Origin of the sequence: Rhodococcus sp. 15-725-2-2b (assembly GCF_002259075.1) — a bacterium.
Lineage (GTDB): Bacteria > Actinomycetota > Actinomycetes > Mycobacteriales > Mycobacteriaceae > Rhodococcoides.
Map to the genome: position 1 here is coordinate 226,571 of NZ_NPFL01000019.1, position 22,434 is coordinate 249,004.

At 66.2% G+C, this 22,434-nt stretch carries 19 protein-coding genes and 1 tRNA gene; 13 read left to right on the forward strand and 7 right to left on the reverse strand.

Annotation, left to right across the window (positions count from 1 at the left end; genetic code table 11):
- The first annotated feature begins 6 nt into the window (after positions 1-6).
- Genes CH306_RS21680 through CH306_RS21690 form a run of 3 tightly spaced genes read left to right on the forward strand, consistent with a single transcriptional unit; the run spans position 7 to position 2,917 of the window.
- Positions 7-1,014 (forward strand): heme/hemin ABC transporter substrate-binding protein, encoded by a 1,008-nt coding sequence (locus CH306_RS21680; RefSeq protein ID WP_094647920.1) that lies wholly within the window; start codon positions 7-9, stop codon positions 1,012-1,014.
- Complete coding sequence (locus CH306_RS21685; RefSeq protein ID WP_094647921.1) at positions 1,011-2,078, forward strand: FecCD family ABC transporter permease; 1,068 nt, start codon at positions 1,011-1,013, stop codon at positions 2,076-2,078. Before CH306_RS21680 ends, CH306_RS21685 begins: the two co-directional genes overlap by 4 nt.
- Positions 2,075-2,917 (forward strand): heme ABC transporter ATP-binding protein, encoded by an 843-nt coding sequence (locus CH306_RS21690; RefSeq protein ID WP_094647922.1) that lies wholly within the window; start codon positions 2,075-2,077, stop codon positions 2,915-2,917. Before CH306_RS21685 ends, CH306_RS21690 begins: the two co-directional genes overlap by 4 nt.
- Here the strand turns inward: CH306_RS21690 and CH306_RS21695 are convergent.
- Positions 2,892-3,257 (reverse strand): hypothetical protein, encoded by a 366-nt coding sequence (locus CH306_RS21695; protein WP_052683718.1) that lies wholly within the window; start codon positions 3,255-3,257, stop codon positions 2,892-2,894. The two genes, CH306_RS21690 and CH306_RS21695, sit on opposite strands and share 26 nt — an antisense overlap.
- Positions 3,258-3,418: 161 nt before the next feature.
- On the opposite strand from CH306_RS21695, the gene CH306_RS21700 reads away from it, so the two are divergent.
- The 3 genes from CH306_RS21700 (at position 3,419) to CH306_RS21710 (ending at position 5,957) form a co-directional block, all read left to right on the forward strand.
- The gene (locus tag CH306_RS21700) at positions 3,419-4,444 is read left to right on the forward strand and encodes a YncE family protein (protein WP_094647923.1); all 1,026 of its coding nucleotides are present in this window, start codon (positions 3,419-3,421) and stop codon (positions 4,442-4,444) included.
- A gap of 126 nt (positions 4,445-4,570) precedes the next feature.
- Complete coding sequence (locus CH306_RS21705; protein WP_032377864.1) at positions 4,571-4,792, forward strand: DUF5703 family protein; 222 nt, start codon at positions 4,571-4,573, stop codon at positions 4,790-4,792.
- 94 nt (positions 4,793-4,886) lie between these two features.
- Entirely contained in the window at positions 4,887-5,957 is a 1,071-nt protein-coding gene (locus tag CH306_RS21710) for a quinone-dependent dihydroorotate dehydrogenase (RefSeq protein WP_094648009.1), read from the forward strand.
- Positions 5,958-6,001: 44 nt separating this feature from the next.
- Here CH306_RS21710 and CH306_RS21715 read toward each other — a convergent pair whose 3' ends face one another.
- Entirely contained in the window at positions 6,002-6,529 is a 528-nt protein-coding gene (locus tag CH306_RS21715; protein WP_032398050.1) for a YbhB/YbcL family Raf kinase inhibitor-like protein, read from the reverse strand.
- 16 nt (positions 6,530-6,545) lie between these two features.
- Positions 6,546-7,877, reverse strand: a complete 1,332-nt coding sequence (locus CH306_RS21720) for a M20/M25/M40 family metallo-hydrolase (protein ID WP_094630096.1) — start codon at positions 7,875-7,877, stop codon at positions 6,546-6,548.
- Positions 7,878-8,081: 204 nt separating this feature from the next.
- Here CH306_RS21720 and CH306_RS21725 point away from each other — a divergent pair.
- The 5 genes from CH306_RS21725 (at position 8,082) to CH306_RS21745 (ending at position 13,991) form a co-directional block, all read left to right on the forward strand.
- Positions 8,082-8,167: transfer RNA gene (locus CH306_RS21725), tRNA-Leu, on the forward strand.
- A gap of 145 nt (positions 8,168-8,312) precedes the next feature.
- Positions 8,313-9,773 (forward strand): SDR family NAD(P)-dependent oxidoreductase, encoded by a 1,461-nt coding sequence (locus CH306_RS21730; protein WP_094629997.1) that lies wholly within the window; start codon positions 8,313-8,315, stop codon positions 9,771-9,773.
- A gap of 105 nt (positions 9,774-9,878) precedes the next feature.
- A complete protein-coding gene (locus tag CH306_RS21735) occupies positions 9,879-11,375 on the forward strand; it encodes a glutamate-cysteine ligase family protein (protein WP_094647924.1) in 1,497 nt (498 codons plus the stop codon).
- Positions 11,376-11,419: 44 nt separating this feature from the next.
- Complete coding sequence (locus CH306_RS21740; RefSeq protein ID WP_094647925.1) at positions 11,420-12,685, forward strand: saccharopine dehydrogenase family protein; 1,266 nt, start codon at positions 11,420-11,422, stop codon at positions 12,683-12,685.
- Between the two features lie 40 nt (positions 12,686-12,725).
- A complete protein-coding gene (locus tag CH306_RS21745; protein ID WP_256980544.1) occupies positions 12,726-13,991 on the forward strand; it encodes a CoA transferase in 1,266 nt (421 codons plus the stop codon).
- 18 nt (positions 13,992-14,009) lie between these two features.
- Here CH306_RS21745 and proP read toward each other — a convergent pair whose 3' ends face one another.
- A complete protein-coding gene (gene proP / locus CH306_RS21750) occupies positions 14,010-15,419 on the reverse strand; it encodes a glycine betaine/L-proline transporter ProP (RefSeq protein ID WP_373453532.1) in 1,410 nt (469 codons plus the stop codon).
- 300 nt (positions 15,420-15,719) lie between these two features.
- Between proP and CH306_RS21755 the strand changes: the two genes are divergently transcribed.
- The gene (locus tag CH306_RS21755; RefSeq protein WP_256980545.1) at positions 15,720-16,190 is read left to right on the forward strand and encodes an OsmC family protein; all 471 of its coding nucleotides are present in this window, start codon (positions 15,720-15,722) and stop codon (positions 16,188-16,190) included.
- 8 nt (positions 16,191-16,198) lie between these two features.
- On the forward strand, positions 16,199-17,263 hold the full coding sequence (locus CH306_RS21760; RefSeq protein WP_256980571.1) for a nucleoside hydrolase: 1,065 nt from the start codon (positions 16,199-16,201) through the stop codon (positions 17,261-17,263).
- On the opposite strand, the gene meaB is transcribed toward CH306_RS21760, so the two are convergent.
- Genes meaB through mutA form a run of 3 tightly spaced genes read right to left on the reverse strand, consistent with a single transcriptional unit; the run spans position 17,240 to position 22,433 of the window.
- The gene (gene meaB, locus CH306_RS21765) at positions 17,240-18,274 is read right to left on the reverse strand and encodes a methylmalonyl Co-A mutase-associated GTPase MeaB (protein ID WP_094630001.1); all 1,035 of its coding nucleotides are present in this window, start codon (positions 18,272-18,274) and stop codon (positions 17,240-17,242) included. The genes CH306_RS21760 and meaB overlap by 24 nt on opposite strands.
- 2 nt (positions 18,275-18,276) lie before the next feature.
- Complete coding sequence (gene scpA, locus CH306_RS21770) at positions 18,277-20,547, reverse strand: methylmalonyl-CoA mutase (protein ID WP_094647928.1); 2,271 nt, start codon at positions 20,545-20,547, stop codon at positions 18,277-18,279.
- Positions 20,544-22,433 (reverse strand): methylmalonyl-CoA mutase small subunit, encoded by a 1,890-nt coding sequence (gene mutA / locus CH306_RS21775; protein WP_094647929.1) that lies wholly within the window; start codon positions 22,431-22,433, stop codon positions 20,544-20,546. Before mutA ends, scpA begins: the two co-directional genes overlap by 4 nt.
- Position 22,434: the final 1 nt, after the last annotated feature.

Here is a 22,434-nt window from a genome sequence, read left to right on the forward strand (position 1 = left end):
TCGGTGGTGACCGTCAACCGTCTCGCCGCCGTGCTCCTCGTCGCCGGACTCCTGGTCGGCTGCTCGGCGAACACCCCCGGCGCAGGACCCGCGGACTCGATCGGCCCCCGCACCGCCGTCGTCGACGATCCGAATCCGGAACCCATCGCCGACGATCCGGCCGAGGTACTGCCCGTCACCGTGACCGGATTCGACGGCGTCGCCGTCACGGTCACCGACAACAGCCGCATCGTCGCTGCCGACCAGTACGGCACGCTGGCCGAGACCGTCTTCGCGCTCGGACTCGGTGACAACCTCGTCGGGCGCGACACCTCGGCCGCATTTCCCGCGGCCGAGAACGTGCCCGATGTCACCCCTACCGGCCATTCTCTGAGTGCCGAGGGGATTCTGGCGCTGTCGCCGACCGTCGTCCTGACCGATACCAGCATCGGTCCACGCGCCGTGCAGGATCAGATCCGAGCCGCCGGCATTCCCGTCGTGTACTTCGATCCCACCCGCACTCTGGCAGGCGTCGCCACCCAGATCGAGGCCGTGGCGGCCGCCCTCGGTGTGCCCGACGCCGGGGCTGCCCTCGCCGAACGAACGAACGCCGAGATTTCGGCAGCGGCGAACGAGCCACCCGAGTCCACCGAACCACCGAAGATCGCGTTTCTGTACATGCGTGGGCCTGCGATCACGATGCTCGCCGGGCCCGGCTCGGGAGCGGATGCACTGATCGAGGCTCTCGGAGCCAGGGACGCCGGTGTCGAATCGGGTCTGACCGAGCAATTCGTGCCGATCACCAGCGAAGCCCTGATCGCCGCAGCACCCGACGTGATTCTGATGATGACCAAGGGCCTGGAATCGATCGGTGGAATCGAGGGTCTGGAGCAGATCCCCGGAATTGCCCAGACCCCCGCAGGCCGAGAACGCCGGGTGGTGGACATGGACGACGGGACCATCCTCAGTTTCGGCCCGAACACCGGAAAGGTGTTGGTCGCACTGTCGAAGGCCGTGTACGACCCGGCGTCATGACCGACCGCACACCCGCCGAACGAGCCACGGGCCGAGGACGGGTTCTTGCCATTTTCGGAGCCCTGGTTGTGGCGCTGGTCGGCCTGGCGTTGATCTCGGCCGTTGTGGGGCAGGTGCCGACGACTCCGCTGGAAGTGTTGGGCAGCCTCGCGCATCGGGTGGGACTCGAGATCGGCCCGATGCCTGCACATCCCAGCGGCGAGGTGACGCTGTGGCAGGTCCGATTCCCACGGCTGACGCTGGCAATTCTCGTCGGCGCGTGTCTGGGCTGCGCGGGTGCGCTGCTCCAGGGGGTGTTCGCCAATCCACTGGCCGAGCCGGGTGTGGTCGGGGTCTCCTCGGGCGCTGCTGTCGGGGCCAGCTCGGTCATCGTGCTCGGCGGCAGCTTCGCGGGAGTGTGGAGCGTGGCGTTCGCCGCCTTCGTCGGCGGGCTCGTCACCACGGTCGCCGTGTACTTTCTCGCTCGCAACGCAGGCCGCACCGAAGTGGTGACGCTCATCCTCACCGGCGTTGCAGTCAACGCCTTCGCCGGCGGTGTCATCGCGTTCTTCACCTTCGTCGCCAGTCCCGCCGCCCGCGATCGGATCGTGTTCTGGCAACTGGGGTCGCTCGCGGGCGCAACCTGGCAGTCGGTGGCGGTGGTCGGCCCGCTCGCACTGCTCGGGATCGGCGCCTCCCTGGCGATCGCCCGCCGACTCGACCTGCTTGCGCTCGGTGAGAACGTGGCACGCCATCTGGGTGTGAACGTCGAACGACTCAGACAGTTCGCGATCGTCGTCGTCGCCCTGCTCGTTGCGTCCGGGGTGGCTTTCACCGGAATCATCCTGTTCGTGGGTCTGGTGGTTCCGCATGCCATGCGGATGGTGCTCGGCCCCGCGCATCGACTCCTCATTCCGGCCAGCGCCCTCGCCGGGGCGGTCGTGCTTCTTGCTGCAGACCTCGTGACGCGGACTCTCGTCGCGAACGTCGACCTGCCACTCGGCATGGTGACGTCGCTGGCGGGTGCCCCGTTCTTCTTCTGGCTGCTTCGCCGTACCCGGGCTCGCCAGGGCGGTTGGGCATGATGGGACGCACAGCACGCCGCGACATCCCGGTCATCCCTGAACCGGGTTCGAACGCCCTGGTCGCCCGCGGAGTCTCCGCACGACGTGGGGACGCGACGGTGTTGTCCGGGGTCCACCTCGACGTGGTGGCCGGCGAGATACTGGCGCTGGTGGGACCCAACGGCGCAGGCAAATCGACGCTGCTGTCGGTCCTGGCGGGAGACACCGAGCCCAGCGCCGGATCGGTGCTGCTGGGCGACGAACCGCTGTCCCGCATCCGCTCGGTGGACGTGGCGAGGCGACGCGCTGTGCTGCCTCAGCAGCACAGCGTCGGATTCGCGTTCACGGCCGGCCAGATCGTCCGGATGGGCCGAGCCCCCTGGGCCGGTACCTCGGCGGCACGCCACGACGACGACCGCATCGAAGCGGCCATGACTGCATGCGACGTGACGGCCTTCTCGCATCGACCGTTCGCATCGCTCTCCGGCGGCGAGCAGGCCCGGGTCGCACTGGCCCGCGTCATCGCCCAGGACACGGCGACGATCATGCTGGACGAGCCCACCGCAGCACTCGACCTGGGACATCAGGAGTCGGTGATGGCCGTGGTGCGTTCACTCGCCGCCGCAGGCCGCGCCGTGGTCGTCGTGCTGCACGATCTGGGCCTCGCGGCGGCCTACGCCGATCGCGTCGCGATCCTGGACTCGGGTGAACTGATCGCAACCGGTCCGCCGCGGGAGGTGCTCACCGCCGCAACGCTGGCCCGGGTCTATCGACACCCCGTCGACGTGTTCGATCATCCCGACACCGGCGAACAGCTGGTGGTTCCCCACCGTGTCAGAAACCCTCCAACACGGAATTGACCCGGTTGAAGAAGGACCGCACTGCCGTGGTGTCGCGCTGTGACGCATCGGACAGCTGCTGCGCGTGGGCGACCGCATCACGCACCACTCCGACGATGCTGCGCTCGTCCGTCAGATCGACTTCGGTGACCGAATGCTCGGCCACCGCTTCGACCTCGGACCGGTCCGGTACCGGGGATTGCACATCGGCGCGGTATATCTCCACGTACAGGGTGCTCCTGTGCACCCGAAACGCGAACGCCCGGCCGTCGTCGGTGCGCCCGAAGCCGTTCGCATGCGTTCCCGCGTTCACTTCCTCGACGACGAAGTGTGTTTCCTCGGTTCCCACGTCCACTCCCATGTCGTGCACTGACCTCGGACGATCACGCTACCGCGTCCTCCGCCGCGACCGAGCGGCGACCAAATCCGCCGTGGTGGATTTCGCCGAGATCGCCGCACGCTGGTACAGATGTGGCAGCGCCTCCACCGGCAGCATCTTCTCGAGGAAGTAGGTTCGGCCTCATGCGAACACCGTCGACCCGTTCGATTCGGGCGGCAGTCGCGTCCGCGCTCGCCGTCGTCACAGTCCTGTCGGTCGGCGGGTGCTCCAACGACGACGAGAACGCCGACGACATCACCGTCGAGCCCCTACCGCCGGCGGAGTCCCCCGAACCGACCGTGACCCCCGCCGGTACCGTCGGCGCGTTCGCGCCCGTGGACGCACTCAGTTTCGACCCCGTCACGCGAACCCTGGTGGCGCTGACCGACGCATCGACGACGGTGACCCTCGTCCGCGACGGCACCGCAGCCGAGACCCGCGTGGTCGACCTGGGCTCGACGGCAGCAGAACTCGTCGCCGGACGGGACTCGACAGTGCTCGTCCCGATGGACGGCGCCGTCGCGAGGATCGCCGTCGCGGACGGACAGCGCACCGACCTGACGGTCGACGCCGACGCGCTGTCCGCAGCAGACCTGCCCGACGGCACGACGGCCGTCGGCGACGACACCGGCGCGGTGCGCGTGCTCGATCCGAACGGTCAGGTCACCACCACGATCTCCGGCGGCAGCGTGACCTCAGCCGATGCTCTGGCCAGTACACCGAACGGTGTCTCGGTCCTCGATCGACGACAGACGTCGGTGACCGACCTGAATCTGGACGACGGCACCCTCGGAGTGGCCTTGCGCGCAGGCGAAGGTGCCGCGGAGATGACGAGCGACGAGTTCGGCCGCCTTCTGGTCACCGATTCGACCGGTACCGAGTTGCTCGTCTTCACCTCGCACGACCTGCTGATGCGGCAACGGTTTCCGGTCGGGTCGCAGCCGTGGGCGATCGCCTACGATGAGCAGTCCGGTGTCGCATGGGTGACGCTTCCCGCGTCCAACGAGGTGGTCGGGTACACACTCGACACCGGAATTCCGGTCGAGGTCACGAGGTTGGCCACTGTGCGGCAGCCGAATTCGGTTGCCGTCGACGCCGACACGGGCGACTTGTACGTGGGATCGGCAACCGGCGACGGGCTGCAGCGTATCCCCGCTGCGGGTCGCTGAGCTCGAAGCAGGAGTGGAGCCTGCAGGAACGACCGATAGGGCAGGAGTGGAGCCTGCAGGAACGACCGATAAGGACGGAGGAGGCATGTGAACGCACACGAGAGTTCGGCACCTGGCCGCGCGAAGATGCCCGTCGGATGGGAAGTGTCGCCGTCCGACGACTGGGAGTACGTGCCGTTGCGGTTGCCACCGGACGTGACCCGTGTGACGGCCTCGATGCGTCTGGCGATTCAGGCGGAGTTCGGCGGCTGGGAACTGTCGCGGGTTCGCCTCTACACCGACGGCAGCAGGCGTGTGCTGCTCAAACGCAAGAAGACCGCGCATCACATCCCCGAGCCCGGAATCTGAGCGCCTCGCAGTACTGTTCGACCGCACGATCGCTGAATCACAGCACGAGTTCTACCCTGCCAGATCGACCGGAGAGAAGACCGTGGGAGACCGCCTGTACCGCGTCCTGTTGCGCCTGATGTTCCTCGTGCCACCGGAGAGGATTCACCATCTGGCGTTCGGTGTGCTTCGCGCTGTCGCCGCGGTGCCTCCGCTCCGCTTTCTGGCCGAGAAGATGTTCGTGGTCGACGATCCCCGACTGCGCTCGACGGTGTTCGGCGTCGACTTCCCGGCTCCGCTCGGTCTCGCGGCCGGTTTCGACAAGAATGCCGACGGAATCGATGCGTGGGGGCCGATCGGATTCGGTTTCGCCGAGATCGGCACCGTGACCGCGCAGAGCCAGCCGGGCAATCCGACTCCGAGACTGTTCCGGTTGCCTCTCGACCGGGCCATCGTCAACCGGATGGGCTTCAACAACCACGGTGCCGAGCACGCGGCCCAGCGCGTCCGTGCCAGGCGCACCGGTATCCCGATCGGCGCCAACATCGGCAAGACCAAGATCGTCGAGCCGGACGGTGCCGCCGCGGACTACACGGCCAGCGCCCAACTTCTGGGCCCGTTGGCGGACTTCGTCGTCGTCAACGTCAGCTCCCCCAACACCCCTGGACTGCGTGACCTGCAGGCCGTGGAATCGCTGCGACCGATCCTGGTGGCGGTGCAGTCGGTGGTGACGGTCCCGGTACTGGTCAAGATCGCCCCCGACCTGTCCGACGAGGACATCGACGCCGTGGCCGATCTGGCCGTCGAACTCGGTCTCGACGGGATCGTGGCCACCAACACGACGATCTCCCGCGCCGGTCTGCGCACCGACGCAGAACTGGTTGCCGGAATGGGAGCCGGCGGCCTGTCCGGTGCTCCGTTGGCCGACCGCTCGCTCGAGGTACTGCGACGCCTGTACCGCCGAGTGGGTACGCATCTGGCGCTGATCTCCGTCGGCGGAATCGAGACCGAGGCGCAGGCATGGGAACGCATCACCGCGGGCGCGTCACTGGTGCAGGGCTACACCGGGTTCGTCTACGGCGGCCCGCTGTGGATCGAGAACATTCACCGCGGACTGGCCGCTCGGCTCGAGCAACACGGGTTCGCCACGATCGCCGATGCGGTGGGCTCGGCGAACAAGCCCTGAACCGCCGGGTGCCGGAACATAAGTCCGGCACCCGACGACCGAGCTCAGGCCTCGTAGATGCCGGTGAGGACCGCACGACCGATGGCGTGCGAGAACAGATTGAAACCGAGGTAGGCCGGGGTGGCCGTCTCGTCCACTTCGAGCCGTTCCACGTCCACCGCGTGAACCACGATGAAGTAGCGGTGCGGGCCGTGGCCTGCCGGCGGTGCAGCACCGATGTAGCGGAACAGGCCCGCATCGTTCTTGAGCGTCACCGCGGTGCTGGGCACCCCGGTCCCGCCGTCGTCGCCCGCGCCGGACACCAGCGATGTCGTCTCGACGGGGATGTTCGCCACTGCCCAGTGCCAGAAGCCGGATGCCGTCGGCGCGTCGGGATCGTAGACGGTGACAGCGAAGCTCTTGGTGCCCTCGGGGAATCCGGACCAGGACAGCTGCGGGGAGTTGTCGTGCCCACCGGCTCCCATGATTCCACTGACCTGCTGAGCGGCCAGTGTCTTGCCGTCCTCGACGTCCTCGGACGTCAACTCGAAGGACGGTAGGTCCGGAAGCGAGTCGTATGGGTTGTACGCCACGATGGTTCCTTTCGTATCAGCTGTGCAGCAAGAAGTGTTCGAGTACCTGTGTACCGAACTCCAACGATTCCACGGGTACTCGTTCGTCGATGCCGTGAAACAACGCCGCGAAATCCAGTTCCGGCGGCAACTTCAGCGGAGCGAAGCCGAAACAGCGAATACCGATGCGCGCGAATGCTTTTGCGTCGGTTCCACCGGAGAGCATGTAGGGAACGGTTCGACCGTTCGGATCGTGTGCCAACACTGCGTCGTTCATCGCATCGACGAGATCACCGTCGAAAGTGGTCTCGTACGGTTCCAGTTTCGTGATCCACTCGCGTTCGACGTTCGGGCCGATCAACTCGTCGACCTCCTTCTCGAAGGCCGCCTGCCGCCCCGGCAGCACTCGGCAGTCCACCACTGCCGTCGCCGTCTGCGGAATCACGTTGGCCTTGTAGCCGGCCGAGAGCATCGTCGGGTTCGCTGTGTCGCGCAGGGTCGCTCCGACGATGCGGGCGATGCTGCCGAGCTTGAGCAGGGTGCCGTCGATGTCCGGTGACGTCGGATCGAAATCGAGCCCGGATTCCTCCGAGACCGCCTGCAGAAACTGCGAGACCGACTCGGTGAGCACCAGCGGGAACGTGTGATTGCCCAGTTTCGCCACTGCTTCGGCCAGGTACGTCACGGCGTTGTCGTCGTGCAGAAACGATCCGTGCCCGGCTCGCGCCTTCGCCGTCAGCCGCATCCACGCCAGGCTCTTCTCCGCCGTCTCGACCATGTAGAGCCGCTTCTCGGTGCCGTCCGGGCGGGGGACGGTCAGGGAGAAACCGCCGACCTCGCCGACTGCCTCGGTGACGCCCTCGAACAGGTCCGGTCGGTTGTCGACCAACCAGTGCGATCCGTACTTGCCACCTGCCTCCTCGTCCGCCAGGAACGCGAACAGGATGTCGCGCGGTGGGACGGTTCCGTTGGACTTGAACTGTCGGGCCAGCGCCAGGGCCATGCCGACCATGTCCTTCATGTCCACCGCGCCCCGGCCCCACACGTACCCGTCCTCGACGGCCCCGGAGAACGGATGCACGCTCCAGTCGGCGGGCTCGGCCGGCACGACGTCCAGGTGTCCGTGGAGCAGCAGCGCGCCGCGAGAGGAGTCCGATCCGCGCAGCCAGGCGAACACGTTTCCTCGACCGGGGGCCCCGGACTCGACGTACTCCGTCTCGTAGCCCACTTCCTCGAGTTTGCTCGCCACCCACTCGGCACATTCCTTCTCGCCGACCGTGGTGTCGAGCTCCCCCGTGTTCGAGGTGTCGAACCGGATGAGGGAACTGACGAGATCCACGACCTCGTCGAGGGCAACGGTGGCGTCGATATCGGTCGGGTTTCCGGGATTGCTCACATCGTTGGGCACACGTCGTTCCTACCACCAGAATCCGCTCCGGGCACCATGAGAAACGGCCTCGAGGACGAACTGACGTGGGGATTTGGGTTATCGGGAACCCGTCGGATAATCTTACGCAGCACACAGCGGCCGGCTGTGAAAGCAACAAAAGAATATGCGGCAGCGGTCGCACTTGTCCGAGTGGCGGAATGGCAGACGCGCTAGCTTGAGGTGCTAGTGTCCTATTAACGGACGTGGGGGTTCAAGTCCCCCCTCGGACACCGTCTGAAAGATGTAGCCAGACAGAAATTTTCACAGATCTGAGTTGAGACAGACGAAACGGACCCTGATTCTTCGGAATCGGGGTCTTTTTCGTTCTGCACTCGCTCCCTTCGGCTCGAAGGGGCCGATGCTAGGAGACCGACGATGAACGCGATCGACCCGACCGATCTCGAGACGTGCCTGCGCGTGCTGAAGCAGGCGGCCGAGCTGGACAAGAACCATCCCGATTCGATCGCTGTCCAGCGCGCCTCCGGTGCCATGTTCAAGGACCTCAAGCGTGCTCGACGCGTCGCGGCACGCAACGCTGTCAACGCGGCCGACCGCGCCGTCGTCGCCGCCACCGCAACAGGATCCCCGGACCGGATCGACGACGAGACAGCAGGCCTCTCCCTCACCTCCCGCGCCGAGGGAGACATCGCGGGCACGCTGATCAAGGCCCGCCCCTGCTACATCTGCAAGCAGCGCTACACCCACGTCGACTCGTTCTATCACCAGCTGTGCCCGGAGTGCGCGACGCTCAATCGCGGCAAGCGCAACGCTCGAACCGACCTGTCCGGACGTCGGGCGTTGCTGACCGGCGGGCGAGCGAAGATCGGCATGTACATCGCTCTTCGACTGCTCCGCGACGGTGCTCACACCACGATCACCACTCGCTTCCCCAACGATGCCGTACGTCGCTTCGCAGCGATGGACGACAGCGATCAGTGGCTGCACCGTCTGCGCGTCGTCGGTATCGATCTTCGCGATCCGGCTCAGGTGGTGGCACTTGCCGACTCCGTCGCCGCCGAGGGGCCTCTGGACATCCTGATCAACAACGCCGCACAGACCGTCAAACGCTCCCCCGGTTCCTACAGTGCACTGGCCGATGCGGAAGCCGAACCATTGCCCGCCGCCCTGACCGAGGGGGCAGGACCGCAGCGCATCACGTTCGGCAAGACCAGCGATGCGCACCCCGCGTCACTGGCGAGTTCGTTACCCGCCACGGCGATCGGCGGCCGATCGACTGCTGCCCTGAGCGCGGACGACGTGGCCTCCCTCGCCATGGTCGCCGGCTCGGTCACGGCCGAGAGGATCGAGAGCGGGCTCGCCATCGACGCCGGGGGTCTGGTACCCGATCTCGCCGAGACCAACAGCTGGATCCACACCGTCGAGCAGGTCGACCCGGTGGAACTGCTCGAGGTGCAGCTCTGCAATTCCGTCGCACCCTTCATCCTGGTCTCGCGGCTCCGCACCGCGATGGAGGCCTCCGACGCTCGACGAAAGTACGTCGTCAACGTCTCTGCCATGGAGGGCCAGTTCGGCCGCGCATACAAGGGGCCGGGCCATCCCCACACCAACATGGCCAAGGCCGCGTTGAACATGCTGACGCGCACCAGCGCGAAGGAGATGCTCGACAGCAGAATCTTGATGACCGCCGTCGACACCGGCTGGATCACCGACGAACGGCCGCACCCCACCAAGATGCGGCTCGCCGACGAGGGTTTCCATGCTCCACTCGACCTGGTGGACGGGGCCGCGCGGGTGTACGACCCGATCGTGCAGGGAGAGCTCGGAAACGATCTGTACGGCTCGTTCCTCAAGGATTATCAGCCCTCACCCTGGTGATTTTCGCGTGCGTCCCCCTCGGCGAACGCGTACTGCGATACTCGTAACTCGAAGTCGTTGCGCGTGAGCGAACGGCCCATCTTCACGCACCGATAGGCGGTCACCATGGGCGAGGACGTCGAGCGCCGTAAGTTCACCAGGCAGGATCGGCACGAGTTCCGCCAGAAGGTCCAGGACTGTCTCGACGCCCTGGCGGTCATGTTGGCCGACGAGACCTTCCACGTCGGTGAACCGCAGATCGGCATGGAGATCGAGCTCAATCTCGTCGACGACGACATGGAGCCGTCGATGGCCAACGCCGCCGTGCTCGACGCCATCGCCGACCCCGACTATCAAACCGAGCTCGGACAGTTCAACATCGAGATCAACGTCGACCCTCGGCCACTGCGCGGTGCGTCGATCGCCGAGTTGGAGACGGACCTGCGCAGATCGCTGAATGCGGCGGACGAACGCGCCCGCACCTCCGGTAGCCGTCTGGCCATGATCGGCATGCTCCCGACTCTGGACGAGGAACACTTCGAGCATCGGTGGCTCTCGGCGAATCCGCGCTACGACCTGCTCAATCAACAGATCTTCGCCGCGCGCGGTGAAGACATCGAACTGAAGATCGGTGGAGTGCGGCTGCCCGGTGCCGCTGCCGCCGAGGACCTCGACATCGTGACAGACACGATCCTGCCCGAGGCAGCCTGCACTTCGGTTCAGCTCCACCTGCAGGTGGCTCCGGACGAGTTCGCATCGTATTGGAATGCAGCGCAAGCTCTTTCGGGCGTACAGGTGGCGCTCGCCGCCAACTCGCCGTTCTTCGCCGGTCGCGCGCTGTGGCACGAGACTCGTATCCCGTTGTTCGAGCAGGCCACCGACACCAGGCCGCAGGAGCTCAAGAATCAGGGAGTCCGACCACGGGTGTGGTTCGGCGAACGGTGGATCACCTCGATCTTCGATCTGTTCGAGGAGAATTCGCGCTACTTCCCTGCGTTGCTTCCCGTCTGCAGCGAAGAGGACCCCAAAGCTGCGCTGGCCGAGGGCAAGACACCGTCACTGTCCGAACTGCGCATGCACAACGGAACCGTCTACCGGTGGAACCGACCGATCTACGACCGGTCCGGCGACGGCCACCACATTCGGCTCGAGAATCGTGTGCTCCCGGCCGGACCGTCGGTGGTGGACACCCTCGCCGACGCGGCGTTCTACTACGGAACCGTCCGCGCACTGGCCGTTGCAGACCGCCCGCTGTGGTCCCAGATGTCGTTCGACGCGGCCGAGGAGAACGTGCACTCCGCCGCCCGCGGCGGGTTCGATTCGATGCTCTACTGGCCCGAGGTGGGCTGGGTGAGTCCGCAGGAACTGGTGTTGCGCCGGCTGCTGCCACTGGCCGACGCCGGACTGGCCGCCTACGGCGTCGACGCGCCGGTCCGCGACCGCTATCTCGGGGTGATCGAAGCGCGGTGCCTGGCCAAGCAGTCCGGCTCGGTGTGGCAGCGCAACGCCGTCGTCGCCCGTGAACGCGCCGGTGAGAAGCGCGATCGCGCCCTCGCCGGAATGCTCGGCGACTACGTCACCCTCATGAACGCCGGAGAACCCGTGCACACCTGGACGAACTGACGGCGCGTCGACTCACGGGGGTGACCCGCGTTAGTGTCGCTGGTATGAACTCGCCAGCATCCGACTCGACCGTCGGCCCCGATCGCACTCACGACATCGTCGTCTACGGCGTCACCGGCTTCGTCGGGAAACTGACGGCGAAATACCTCGCCGAGCATGCACCGGCCGACACCCGGATCGCCCTCGCCGGGCGCTCGACGGCGCGGGTGGAGGCCGCCAGGAACGACCTGGGCTCGAGGGCTCAGCAATGGTCCGTTCTCGAGGCCGACGCCACCGACGTCGCATCGCTCGAGGCCATGGCCCGATCGACCCGCGTCGTCATCACCACGGTCGGCCCCTACGCCAAGTACGGCCTGGAATTGGCGACGGCGTGCGCCGAGGCCGGGACGGATTACGTCGACCTCACCGGCGAGGTGCTGTTCGCTCGCGAGAGCATCGACACCAATCACGAGATCGCTCAGCGCACCGGGGCCCGCATCGTCCACTCGTGCGGCTTCGATTCCATCCCGTCCGACATCGGCGTACACGCCCTGTACGAGGCCGTCACCGCGGACAACGCCGGTGAGCTGACCGACACGACCCTGGTGGTCACGTCGATGTCCGGTGGGGTCAGCGGTGGCACCATCGACTCGCTGCGAGGGCAGATCGAGGCGATGAAGAAAGACAAGCGGGCCCGACGCATCGCCGCGCGGCCGTACTCGCTCAGTCCCGATCGCGGTCTCGAGCCGCAACTCGGTCGCCAACTCGACACCGTACTGATCGACGGCAAGAAGATCGACCCGAGCCTGCGCGGTTGGAAAGCACCGTTCGTGATGGCCTCGTACAACACACGAGTCGTCCGGCGGACCAACGCACTTCGCGACTGGGCCTACGGAAAGCAGTTCCGCTACAGCGAGGTGATGAGTGTCGGCTCGTCGTTCGCCAGCCCCGTCCTCGCCGGTGCTCTGTCGGCTGGGCTTTTCGTCGGCGTGTCCGCGATGACCGTGCTTCCGGGCAAGGTGCTCGATCGCATTCTGCCCAAGCCGGGCACCGGCCCCAGTGAAAAAGCCCGCGAGAAGGGACATTTCACGGTCGACCTGTACACCCTCACCACATCGGGGGCTCGCTACCGGGCCCGGGTCAAGGCCTCGGGAGATCCCGGCTACAAGGCCACCGCAGTCATGCTGGCCGAGTCGGCACTCGCACTCGTGCACGGCGGTGACGCCCTGCCGAAGGCCAGCGGAGTCCTCACTCCGGCCACTGCGATCGGCGACGTCCTCGTGGACCGTCTCAATGCTGCCGGTATGGAGATCTGGGCCAAGCGCAGTTGATGTCGGGAACGGCAGTCCCCTCGGCGCGGTGCCCGCACCCGTGAGTGCTTGGCTCGCGGCGACACTGCCGGTGGCGACCATCGCTGCCGAATCGGTCGGTGCCCTGGGTACCGCAGTCGGCAGGCTGAGGGGTGTTCTCGAACCGTCTTCGACCGGCGCGGTCCCGACGGCATCGGCGGAGCGGATAGCAGCATCGTTCATGGGGGACTCGATGGTGCGCCTCGACGGTGCACCGGTGCAGCCGTTCGCAGATCTGTCCGGCTTCTTCCGCGTGTCCGACGGCTGGGTGAGAACTCACGCGAACTATCCGCACCACCGGACTGCGCTGCTCGAGACGGTCGGTCTCGACGAAGATTGCGGCACTGAAGAATTCGCGGAGCGGGTGGCGGGGATCACCGCTGTCGAGCTCGAATGGTCGTGCGCACAGAACGGCGCTCTCGCAGTGCGGGTCCGCACCGAAGACCAGTGGCCCGCCGAGCCCGCAGGTGGTGCAGCCGAGTCCGGTCCGGTGATTGCACGCTCGAACGACACGGGCTCCGACACATGTCGAGTTCCCCGATTCCGAGGGACTACCGCTGCTCCGCTGGCCGGGGTCCGGGTGTTGGACCTGACCCGCGTCATCGCCGGACCGGTGGCCACCCGCGCGCTCGCCCTGTTCGGTGCCGAGGTGCTCCGCGTGGATCCGCCCCACCGCCCCGAGATCAGCTGGCAGCACATGGAAAACGGTCAGGGGAAGCGTTCGGCGACGGTGGACCTGAACACGCGTGAAGGGCGTGCAGTGATGAACCGACTGCTCGAGTCCGCCGATGTCTTGGTCACCGGGTACCGCCCGGGCGCTCTCGCACGGTTCGGACTAGAACACCGAGCGGACGTCCTGCATGGACGGGTCAGTGCGTGGAGTACCCACGGACCATGGTCGGATCGGCGGGGCTTCGACAGTCTCGTCCAGGCTGCCACCGGCATCTCGGTACTCGAAGGCAGTGGTGGAGAACCCGGGCACCTGCCGGCCCAGGCGCTGGACCACGCCAGCGGGTATCTACTGGCCGCAGGGATCGTCGGCGAGCTGGCCGATCGCGCGAACAGAACGGGTTCGACCGCCTCCGTCGAGGTGTCGTTGGCCCGGACGGCCGCATGGCTACTGCAACTACCAGGGCGGGATCCGCATCACGGCCCTCGGGCGACGCCGCCGCCCGACTGTGTCGTGACCCACGGGCGTGTCACGACAGCACGGCCGGTTTTCGACGATCATGCCGACTACCCGTTTCCCGCACGCCCGTGGGGCACCGATGAGGCAACCTGGGGGTGAAGGCGAGCCGAGGCCGGATCAGTGGCGTCCGGCGGTCGCCGCTGCCTCGGAATAGAGCTCCTTGGCTTCCTCGGTCGAGTCGACCTGAGGCGGTGAGCCTTCCAGAGGTTGGGTGGCGGACTCGCGCAGGAATCCGACGGCGACGAGGCCGACGAGACCGCTCACGACGAGGTAGTACGCAGGGATCATCGGGCTACCGGTCGAGCTGACCAACGCCGAGGTCACCAACGGCGTCGTACCCCCGAAGATCGACACGGACAGGTTGAAGCCGATCGACAGCGCCGCGTAACGAATCCGGGTGGGAAACAGGGCCGGTAGCGTCGATGCGCTCGGCGCCGCGAAACAGGCCAGAACGAGGCCGAGGAGCAAGCACGCGATCAGCGGACCCAACCACCCGCTACTGCGCAGCAGCAAGAAGCAGGGCACCGCGAGAACGATCTGCCCGACGGCACCGAAGACGAACACCGGTTTGCGGCCGATTCGGTCGGTGAGCCTGCCGACACCCACGATGACGCTCACCACGACGACCATCGCCGACAGGACGAGCAAGTCCGCACTGAGCTGACTTCGACCGACGACCTCGGTGAAGTACGTGGGTAGATATGACGTCACCATGTAGTTGGTCACGTTGTACAACAACACGATTCCCATGCAGATCAACAGCGCCCGCCAATGATCGGTGAAGATCTTCCCGATCGACCTCCGGCCGCTCTCCTGCGCCTTGACCTTGTTGTCGTGTTCGTCGAGTTGCTTGCGGAACGCGGGCGTATCTTCCAGCTTGAGCCGCAGGTACAGCCCGATCAGCCCCATCGGACCCGCGACGAAGAACGGTATGCGCCAACCCCATTCGATCATGGTGGCGTCGCCCAACACCGCGTTGAGGATCGTCACCAGGCCCGAGCCCATCGCGTAACCGACGAAGGTGCCGAAGTCGAGCCAACTTCCGAGGAACCCGCGCCGCTTGTCGGGTGAATATTCTGCGATGAACGTCGTTGCACCGCCGTATTCACCACCGGTGGAGAAGCCTTGGACCAAGCGGGCGACGAGCAGCAGAATCGGTGCCCAGATGCCGATGGTCGCGTAACTGGGGATGAGGCCGACAGCCAGAGTGCCGATCGCCATCATGATCATGGTGGCGGCCAATACCTTCTGCCGACCGATCCGGTCACCGAGCGGCCCGAAGAACAGGCCGCCGAGCGGACGAACGACGAACGCTGCCGCGAACGTGGCGAACGTCGAGATGAGTTGCACCGCAGGCGTGGCATCGGGATAGAACACCTTGCCCAACGTTGCCGCCAGATAGCCGTACACACCGAAGTCGAACCACTCCATCGTGTTGCCGAGAGCAGCTGCCGAGACGGCGCGCTTGAGCATCGGCTGATCGACCACAGTGATGCCCTCCTCCGAGAGCGCCGGCTTCGTGCGCATCCGTTTCGAGAACGCAACGCGGCGAAGATGCTGGACGTGGCGGCGTCCCCATGTGGCCTGCTCTCGGCCGGGTTCGAGACTGGGCACTGATGTCATTCGTTCAACGTTAGCCAGACAAACGATTCGTTTTCAAACGACCGCTGTGCAGATCGACGCACACACTCGGGCGAATGCCCAGGTGAACGCGCGCAACGACGAATGTGCCACACCGCTTTGGCAATCGAGGCATTACGGTCAATGCGGACAACGGTTTCCGCGGCGGATTGTCACCGAACGGGCGGGTACTGGCACGATGGACCAGTGCCGAACCACGATTACGGACTCACGCTGAACTGGACGGGCAACCGCGGTGCTGGGACCACCGGTGCCGAAGCCTACGACCGCGATCACATCGTGTCGGCACCCGGGAAACCCGACCTGCACGCGAGCTCCGATCCGAGCTTCCGCGGCAATCCCGAACGCTGGAATCCCGAGGAGATGCTCGTCGCCTCGCTGTCCAGTTGCCACATGCTCTGGTACCTCGGACTCGCGGCCGCATCCGGAGTGGTGGTCACCGAATACACCGACTCCCCCACCGGAGTGATGACCGAACAATCCGATGGTTCGGGTCAGTTCGTCGAGGTCACCCTGGCTCCGGTCGTGACCGTTGTCGACCCGTCGATGGTGCCGCGCGCCGAGAAACTGCACGCGTCTGCGTCGTCGAAGTGCTTCATCGCGCGATCGGTCAACTTCCCGGTGCGGCACACCCCGACGACCGAGGTCGCATCGTGACCGTCCCCATGATCGTCGACGTCGACACCGGAATCGACGATTCTCTCGCCTTGCTGTACCTGCTGGCCAGCGACGATGCCGAGATCCTCGGTATCGCATCCACCGCGGGCAATGTGCCGGTGAACCAGGTTGCTGCGAACAATCTCGCCTGGCTCGACCTGTGCCGCGCGGGTGACGTCGAGGTCTCGCTCGGCGCACAGGTACCCCTCGTGGCGCCGCTGATGACCACCGAGGACACCCACGGCCCGCAAGGCATCGGGTACGCGGAGCTTCCGGTGTCCACGCGGTCGCTGTCCGGCCGGGACGCCACCACGATGTGGGTGGAGCTGGTTCGTTCGCGACCGGGTGAGATCACCGGACTGGTCACCGGTCCGCTGACCAATCTCGCGCTGGCGATCCGTCGGGATCCCGAGCTACCTCGACTGCTGAAGCGACTGGTGTTGATGGGCGGCGCATTTCAGCACCAGGGCAACACGACACCGACTACCGAATGGAACATCGCCGTCGACCCCGAGGCCGCAGCGGAAGTGTTCGCAGCCTTCTCCGGACTACCGCCGGAACGACATCCCATCGTCTGCGCGCTCGACATCACCGAGACCATCGAAATGACCCCCGATCACATCCGACGGCTGGCAGCGCGAGCGCGGAGCCTTCCGCCCGAGGTGATCTCGCCCGACGACGCACCGGGTGTTCGATCGACGGCGTCGAACCCGATCGTGCGGCACTTCTCCGATGCGGTGCGGTTCTACATGGAATTCCATCGCGATCACGATCAGGGATTCTTGGCGCACATGCACGACCCCTTCGCGGCGGCCGTCGCACTGGATGCCGATATCGCCACCTACCGTCATGCGACCGTCGACGTCGAACTCGTCGGAACCCTCACGCGCGGAACGACGGTCGCGGACTGGCGCGGTATGTGGGGCAAGGCCCCCAATGCGGCGATCGCAACACACACCGATCCCGAGGCATTCTTCGATCGACTCATCGAACGCGTCGGAGCTCTTGCCGACCGGCTCTATCCCGCGCTCCCGGCCGCCGGGGCAGATTCAGGAGTCGAACGCGTCGAGTAGCTCCTGGGCGGCCAGCGCGGCCGTCAGAGAACCGTCGCGTACCCGGGCTTCGACGTCGCCGCGGATGGCCTTGACGGACGGGTTCTGCGCCAGCCGGCGCAGCAGTTGGTCGTTGACCATCGTCCACGTCCAATCGACCTGCTGCTTGCGACGCTTCTCCGCGAATTCGCCTGCGTCACTGAGCACTTGCTGATGGCGCAGCACGGTGTCCCAGTACTCGTCGAGTCCGGTGCCCTCGATGGCGCTCATGGTCAACACCGGGGGCTTCCAGATCGCATCGTGCGGATAGATCAGCCGCAGCGCGCCCGCCAATTCCCGCGCCGCGTTCTTCGCGTCGGTCGCGTGCTTGCCGTCGGCCTTGTTGACGGCAACCAGATCGGCGAGTTCGAGAACGCCCTTCTTGATGCCCTGCAACTGATCTCCGGTACGCGCGAGCGTCAGGAACGTGAAGCAGTCGACCATGTTCGCGACCGTCACCTCGGACTGCCCGACGCCCACCGTCTCCACCAGAATGACGTCGAAGCCTGCCGCTTCGAGGAGCACGATCGTCTCCCTCGTCGCACGTGCGACACCACCCAGGGTTCCCGAGGTCGGAGACGGCCGAATGTATGCGTTCTCCTGCACCGCGAGACGCGACATCCGGGTCTTGTCACCCAGGATCGAACCACCGGTACGCGTCGACGACGGATCGACGGCGAGCACCGCGACCCGGTGCCCCTTCTCGATCAAGCGCATCCCCAGCGCGTCGATGAAGGTCGACTTGCCGACCCCCGGCACGCCGGTGATACCGACGCGATGGGAACCACCCGCATCGGGCAGAACCCGAAGAAGCAACTGCTGAGCCAGATCACGATGATCCGAGCGAGTGGACTCGACCAGCGTGATGGCACGCGCCAGCCCGGATCGCTCGTTCGCACGGACCGAATCGGCCACCGCGTCGATATCGATGGTTCGGCCTCTCGGCGACGGTGCACCGGTCGGAGAACCCGTCTTGTCGTTCGGAGAACCCATACTCAGGCGTTGGCCTCGCGTGGTGCGTGCCCCAGCGCAACGGACAGCTTCTCCACCAGCCCGATCGCCGCGTCGGCGATGACGGTGCCCGGAGGGAAGATCGCCGCAGCGCCCGCCGCGTAGAGCTCGTCGAAATCACCGGGCGGGATGACGCCACCGACGACGATCATGATGTCCTCACGGCCGACTTCGGCCAAGGCCTGTCGCAAGGCGGGCACCAGCGTCAGATGGCCTGCGGCCAGCGACGACACCCCGACGACGTGCACGTCGTTGTCGGCGGCCTGCCGGGCCACCTCCTCGGGGGTCTGGAACAGCGGGCCGACGTCGACGTCGAAGCCGATGTCCGCGAACGCCGTGGCAATCACCTTCTGACCTCGATCGTGTCCGTCCTGACCCATCTTGCACACCAGGACGCGAGGCCGACGGCCCTCGTCCTCGACGAACTGCTCGACCAGCGCGGTGGCGCGGGTGATGTTCTCGGATTTGCCTGCCTCGTCGCGGTACACACCACTGATTGTCCGGATTTCGGCCTGATGGCGCCCGTAGACCTTCTCCAGTGCATCGGAGATCTCGCCGACGGTGGCCATCTTGCGTGCCGCGTCGATGGCGAGAGCCAGCAGGTTGTTCTCCATCCCCGGCTGGTCCGAGGCCGCCGCTCTGGTCAGGTTCGCCAGGGCTGCCTCGACCTCGGCGGTGTCCCGTTCGGCCCGCAGCCGCTCGAGCTTCTCTATCTGCTCGCGCCGAACCTTGGAGTTCTCGACCTTGAGCACCTCGATGGTGTCGGGCTCGTCGGGAACGTACTTGTTGACGCCAACCAGGGGTTGACGGCCGGAGTCGATCCGCGCCTGGGTGCGGGCCGCAGCCTCCTCGATGCGCAACTTGGGGATGCCCTCGCCGATGGCCTGAGCCATGCCGCCTGCTTCCTCGACCTCGGCGATGTGTGCCCGAGCCCGATTCGCGAGCTGGTGGGTGAGCCATTCGACGTAATGCGAGCCGCCCCACGGATCGATCGGGCGCACGGTGTTGGACTCCTGCGCGATGAGCAGCTGGGTGTTGCGGGCGATGCGCGCCGAGAAGTCCGTCGGCAGGGCGAGTGCCTCGTCGAGGGCGTTGGTGTGCAGCGACTGGGTGTGCCCCTGGGTGGCCGCCATCGCCTCCACACAGGTGCGGGCAACGTTGTTGAACACGTCCTGTGCCGTCAAGGACCAGCCCGACGTCTGCGAATGAGTGCGCAGCGAACGGGATTTGGCGCTTTTGGGCTCGAACTGCTGCACGAGCTCGGCCCACAGCAGACGCCCGGCACGCAGCTTGGCGACCTCCATGAAGAAGTTCATTCCGATGGCCCAGAAGAACGACAGTCGCGGTGCGAAGGTATCTATGTCCATGCCTGCATCCAGACCGGCCCGGATGTACTCGACACCGTCCGCGAGGGTGTAGGCGAGTTCGAGATCGGCTGTGGCTCCGGCTTCTTGGATGTGGTAGCCGGAGATGGAGATCGAGTTGTACTTGGGCATCTTCTCGCTGGTGTACGCGAAGATGTCCGAGATGATGCGCATCGACGGTTTCGGCGGATAGATGTAGGTGTTGCGCACCATGAACTCTTTGAGAATGTCGTTCTGGATGGTGCCGGCGAGTTTCTCCGGCCCGACGCCCTGCTCCTCGGCGGCCGCGACGTACAGCGCCAGGATCGGCAGCACAGCGCCGTTCATGGTCATCGAGACCGACACGCTACCGAGGTCGATGCCGTCGAACAGTTGCCGCATGTCGTAGATGGAATCGATGGCGACGCCTGCCATTCCGACGTCACCTTGCACTCGGGGGTGATCGGAGTCGTAGCCGCGGTGGGTGGCCAGGTCGAACGCGACCGACAGACCCTTCTGGCCGGCCGCCAGGTTACGGCGGTAGAACGCGTTGGACTCCGCCGCCGTGGAGAAACCTGCGTACTGGCGGATGGTCCACGGCTGGTTGACGTACATCGTCGGGTACGGCCCGCGGAGAAACGGCGGAGCACCCGGGTAGCTGTGCAGCGGGTAGCCCTCGGCCTCGGCGGCTGCACGGTCTGCCTCGGTGAACACCGGCTTGACGTCGATGCCCTCGGGGGTGGACCACACCACCTGCTCGGGCGTGTAGAAGTTGGCCTTCGCGCCCTGCCGTACATGGGCGTCGACGTCCTGGGCCGACGGCGGCGTCGGCGTCGGCTCGTCGGGGTCGACCAGTGGCACGTCGGCGAAACTGCCGATGGTGTGCGAGATTCGGTTCTCGTCGGTCGTCACTTCGAGGCTCCCAGGGTGTCGAGAAGTTCGGTCAGCACTGCCACGGCGTCGATCTTCGCGGTCAGAAATCCGTCGGGACGCGAGGTGCCCTCGGTGCCGGTGAAGATCTTCTCGGGGCCGGCAAGCAGCACCTGGGTGACGCCTGCGGCCCGCAATGCATCCACGGCAGTGGCGGCCTCGTCGGCGTACCGCTTGTCGGTTCCGCACACCACCGCTATCCGAGCTCCGGACGTCTCTACCGATCCGGCGATTCCGTCGACGGTCAGGGGGCCGGGATCGACGGCCTCGATTCCGCCCGACGCCAGCAGGTTCGACGCGAACGTCGTTCGGACATTGTGTTCGGCGACGCTGCCCAGCGGCACCAGGAGCACCGTCGGGCGCGAATCGTGCTCGGCCAGATAGGCATCAGACCGGTCTCGCAGCGACTCGAATGCCCGGCCGTACCGATACACCGTTGTCGAGCCCTGCGGCGCGGTTCGTTGGGGATCGAGCGGAGCCTCGGCCAGGTTGGGAAATTCGTTGACGCCCGTCAGCGGGGTGACTCGGTGAGCGATGTCGGAATCGCGTTCGGCGCGGGTCTTCTCGATCGCAGTCATCAGCGAACCGTCGTCGACGGCGGCGCGGAAACCTCCGGACGTTTCGATGGTCTGGAAGAACTCCCAGGCCTTCGCCGCGACCGCTGCCGTCAGCTCCTCGATGTACCAGGACCCGGCACCGGGATCCAGGACCCGTCCGAGATGCGCTTCTTCGAGCAGCAGCAGCTGGGTGTTTCGGGCGATACGGGCCGCGAATGTCTTCGACACCCCGGCTGCGCCCCCGGCGAGTGCCGCATCGAACGGGAGCACGGTCACCGAATCGGCACCGCCCACTCCCGCTCCGAACGACGCCAGCGTGGTCCGCAGCATGTTCACCCACGGATCCCGCTGCGACATCATCGCTTCCGAGGTCACCGCATGCTGAGGAGCGTCGCCGGCGTCGGGGACTCCGCACACCTGCGCGATGCGCGCCCACAGCGTGCGAGCGGCCCGGAACTTGGCGATGGTCTGGAACTGGTCGTCGGTGGCCGAGAACCGGAACTCGATCTGCCGCAGGGCATCGGCGATGCCGATACCGGCATCGGTCATGGACCGGAGGTACTCGAGCCCTGCGGCGATCGCCGCACCGAGCTCCTGTGCGTCGCTGCCACCGAGATTGTGGAACACGGTGCCGTCGACCGTGATCGCACGAATCGTCTCGGCACGACCGATCGACTTGCGAGCCAGCTCGAGCGCCTCGGTCATCTCGATCGACTCGGTTCCGCTCAACCCGGCTGTGAGAGTGGACACGCCCAGCCGGATGTCGACGGCGGCGCGCTCGTCGATATCGGCGGAGTCGAGCACCTCGAACACCGCCGCTGCCGCTGCGGACACGTCCCCGCGCGCATCGATCGTCAGCGGTGCGAGCTCGAGAAACACCCCACGCAGAACCTCCGGCAGAGCGGTCGGGTCGACGCCACCGTTGCCGACCGTCAACCACAGGGCGCTGGTGCCGTTGGAGAGCGAATCGAGAATCTGGGTGTTCGCAGTCGCCGCGTCGTCGACACCGTCGCCCCGAACCGAGCCGTGGCGGGTGCACACCTTCCAGCCCGCGTTGACGTCGCGGTGGGGGTCGCGTCCCCGCAGGTAGGGGAACTGCCCGGGCAGCGGACCTTCCGGTCGTTCGTCGAAGGCGGTGTACAACGGGGACACGGTGATCCCGTCGTACGTCGTGGAATCGAGTAGGTGTTCGGCATCGGCCGGCAGATCGGACACCTCGACCCGACGCGATTTGGCCAGGACACCTGCCACTGCCTTCTGCCAGGCCGCATGAGCGCTGCGTGCGGCATCTTCGTGCGACGCGATGGACACG

Excerpts from the sequence above, each read along its gene's own strand:
- CH306_RS21705 (WP_032377864.1), top strand. The coding sequence starts at position 4,571 with ATGCCCGTCGGATGGGAAGTGTCGCCGTCCGACGACTGGGAGTACGTG.
- CH306_RS21735 (WP_094647924.1), top strand. The coding sequence starts at position 9,879 with ATGGGCGAGGACGTCGAGCGCCGTAAGTTCACCAGGCAGGATCGGCAC.
- CH306_RS21685 (WP_094647921.1), top strand. The coding sequence starts at position 1,011 with ATGACCGACCGCACACCCGCCGAACGAGCCACGGGCCGAGGACGGGTT.
- CH306_RS21700 (WP_094647923.1), top strand. The coding sequence starts at position 3,419 with ATGCGAACACCGTCGACCCGTTCGATTCGGGCGGCAGTCGCGTCCGCG.
- CH306_RS21740 (WP_094647925.1), top strand. The coding sequence starts at position 11,420 with ATGAACTCGCCAGCATCCGACTCGACCGTCGGCCCCGATCGCACTCAC.
- CH306_RS21760 (WP_256980571.1), top strand. The coding sequence starts at position 16,199 with ATGATCGTCGACGTCGACACCGGAATCGACGATTCTCTCGCCTTGCTG.
- meaB (WP_094630001.1), bottom strand. The coding sequence starts at position 18,274 with ATGGGTTCTCCGAACGACAAGACGGGTTCTCCGACCGGTGCACCGTCG.
- proP (WP_373453532.1), bottom strand. The coding sequence starts at position 15,419 with ATGCGCACGAAGCCGGCGCTCTCGGAGGAGGGCATCACTGTGGTCGAT.
- CH306_RS21690 (WP_094647922.1), top strand. The coding sequence starts at position 2,075 with ATGATGGGACGCACAGCACGCCGCGACATCCCGGTCATCCCTGAACCG.
- CH306_RS21695 (WP_052683718.1), bottom strand. The coding sequence starts at position 3,257 with ATGGGAGTGGACGTGGGAACCGAGGAAACACACTTCGTCGTCGAGGAA.
- CH306_RS21730 (WP_094629997.1), top strand. The coding sequence starts at position 8,313 with ATGAACGCGATCGACCCGACCGATCTCGAGACGTGCCTGCGCGTGCTG.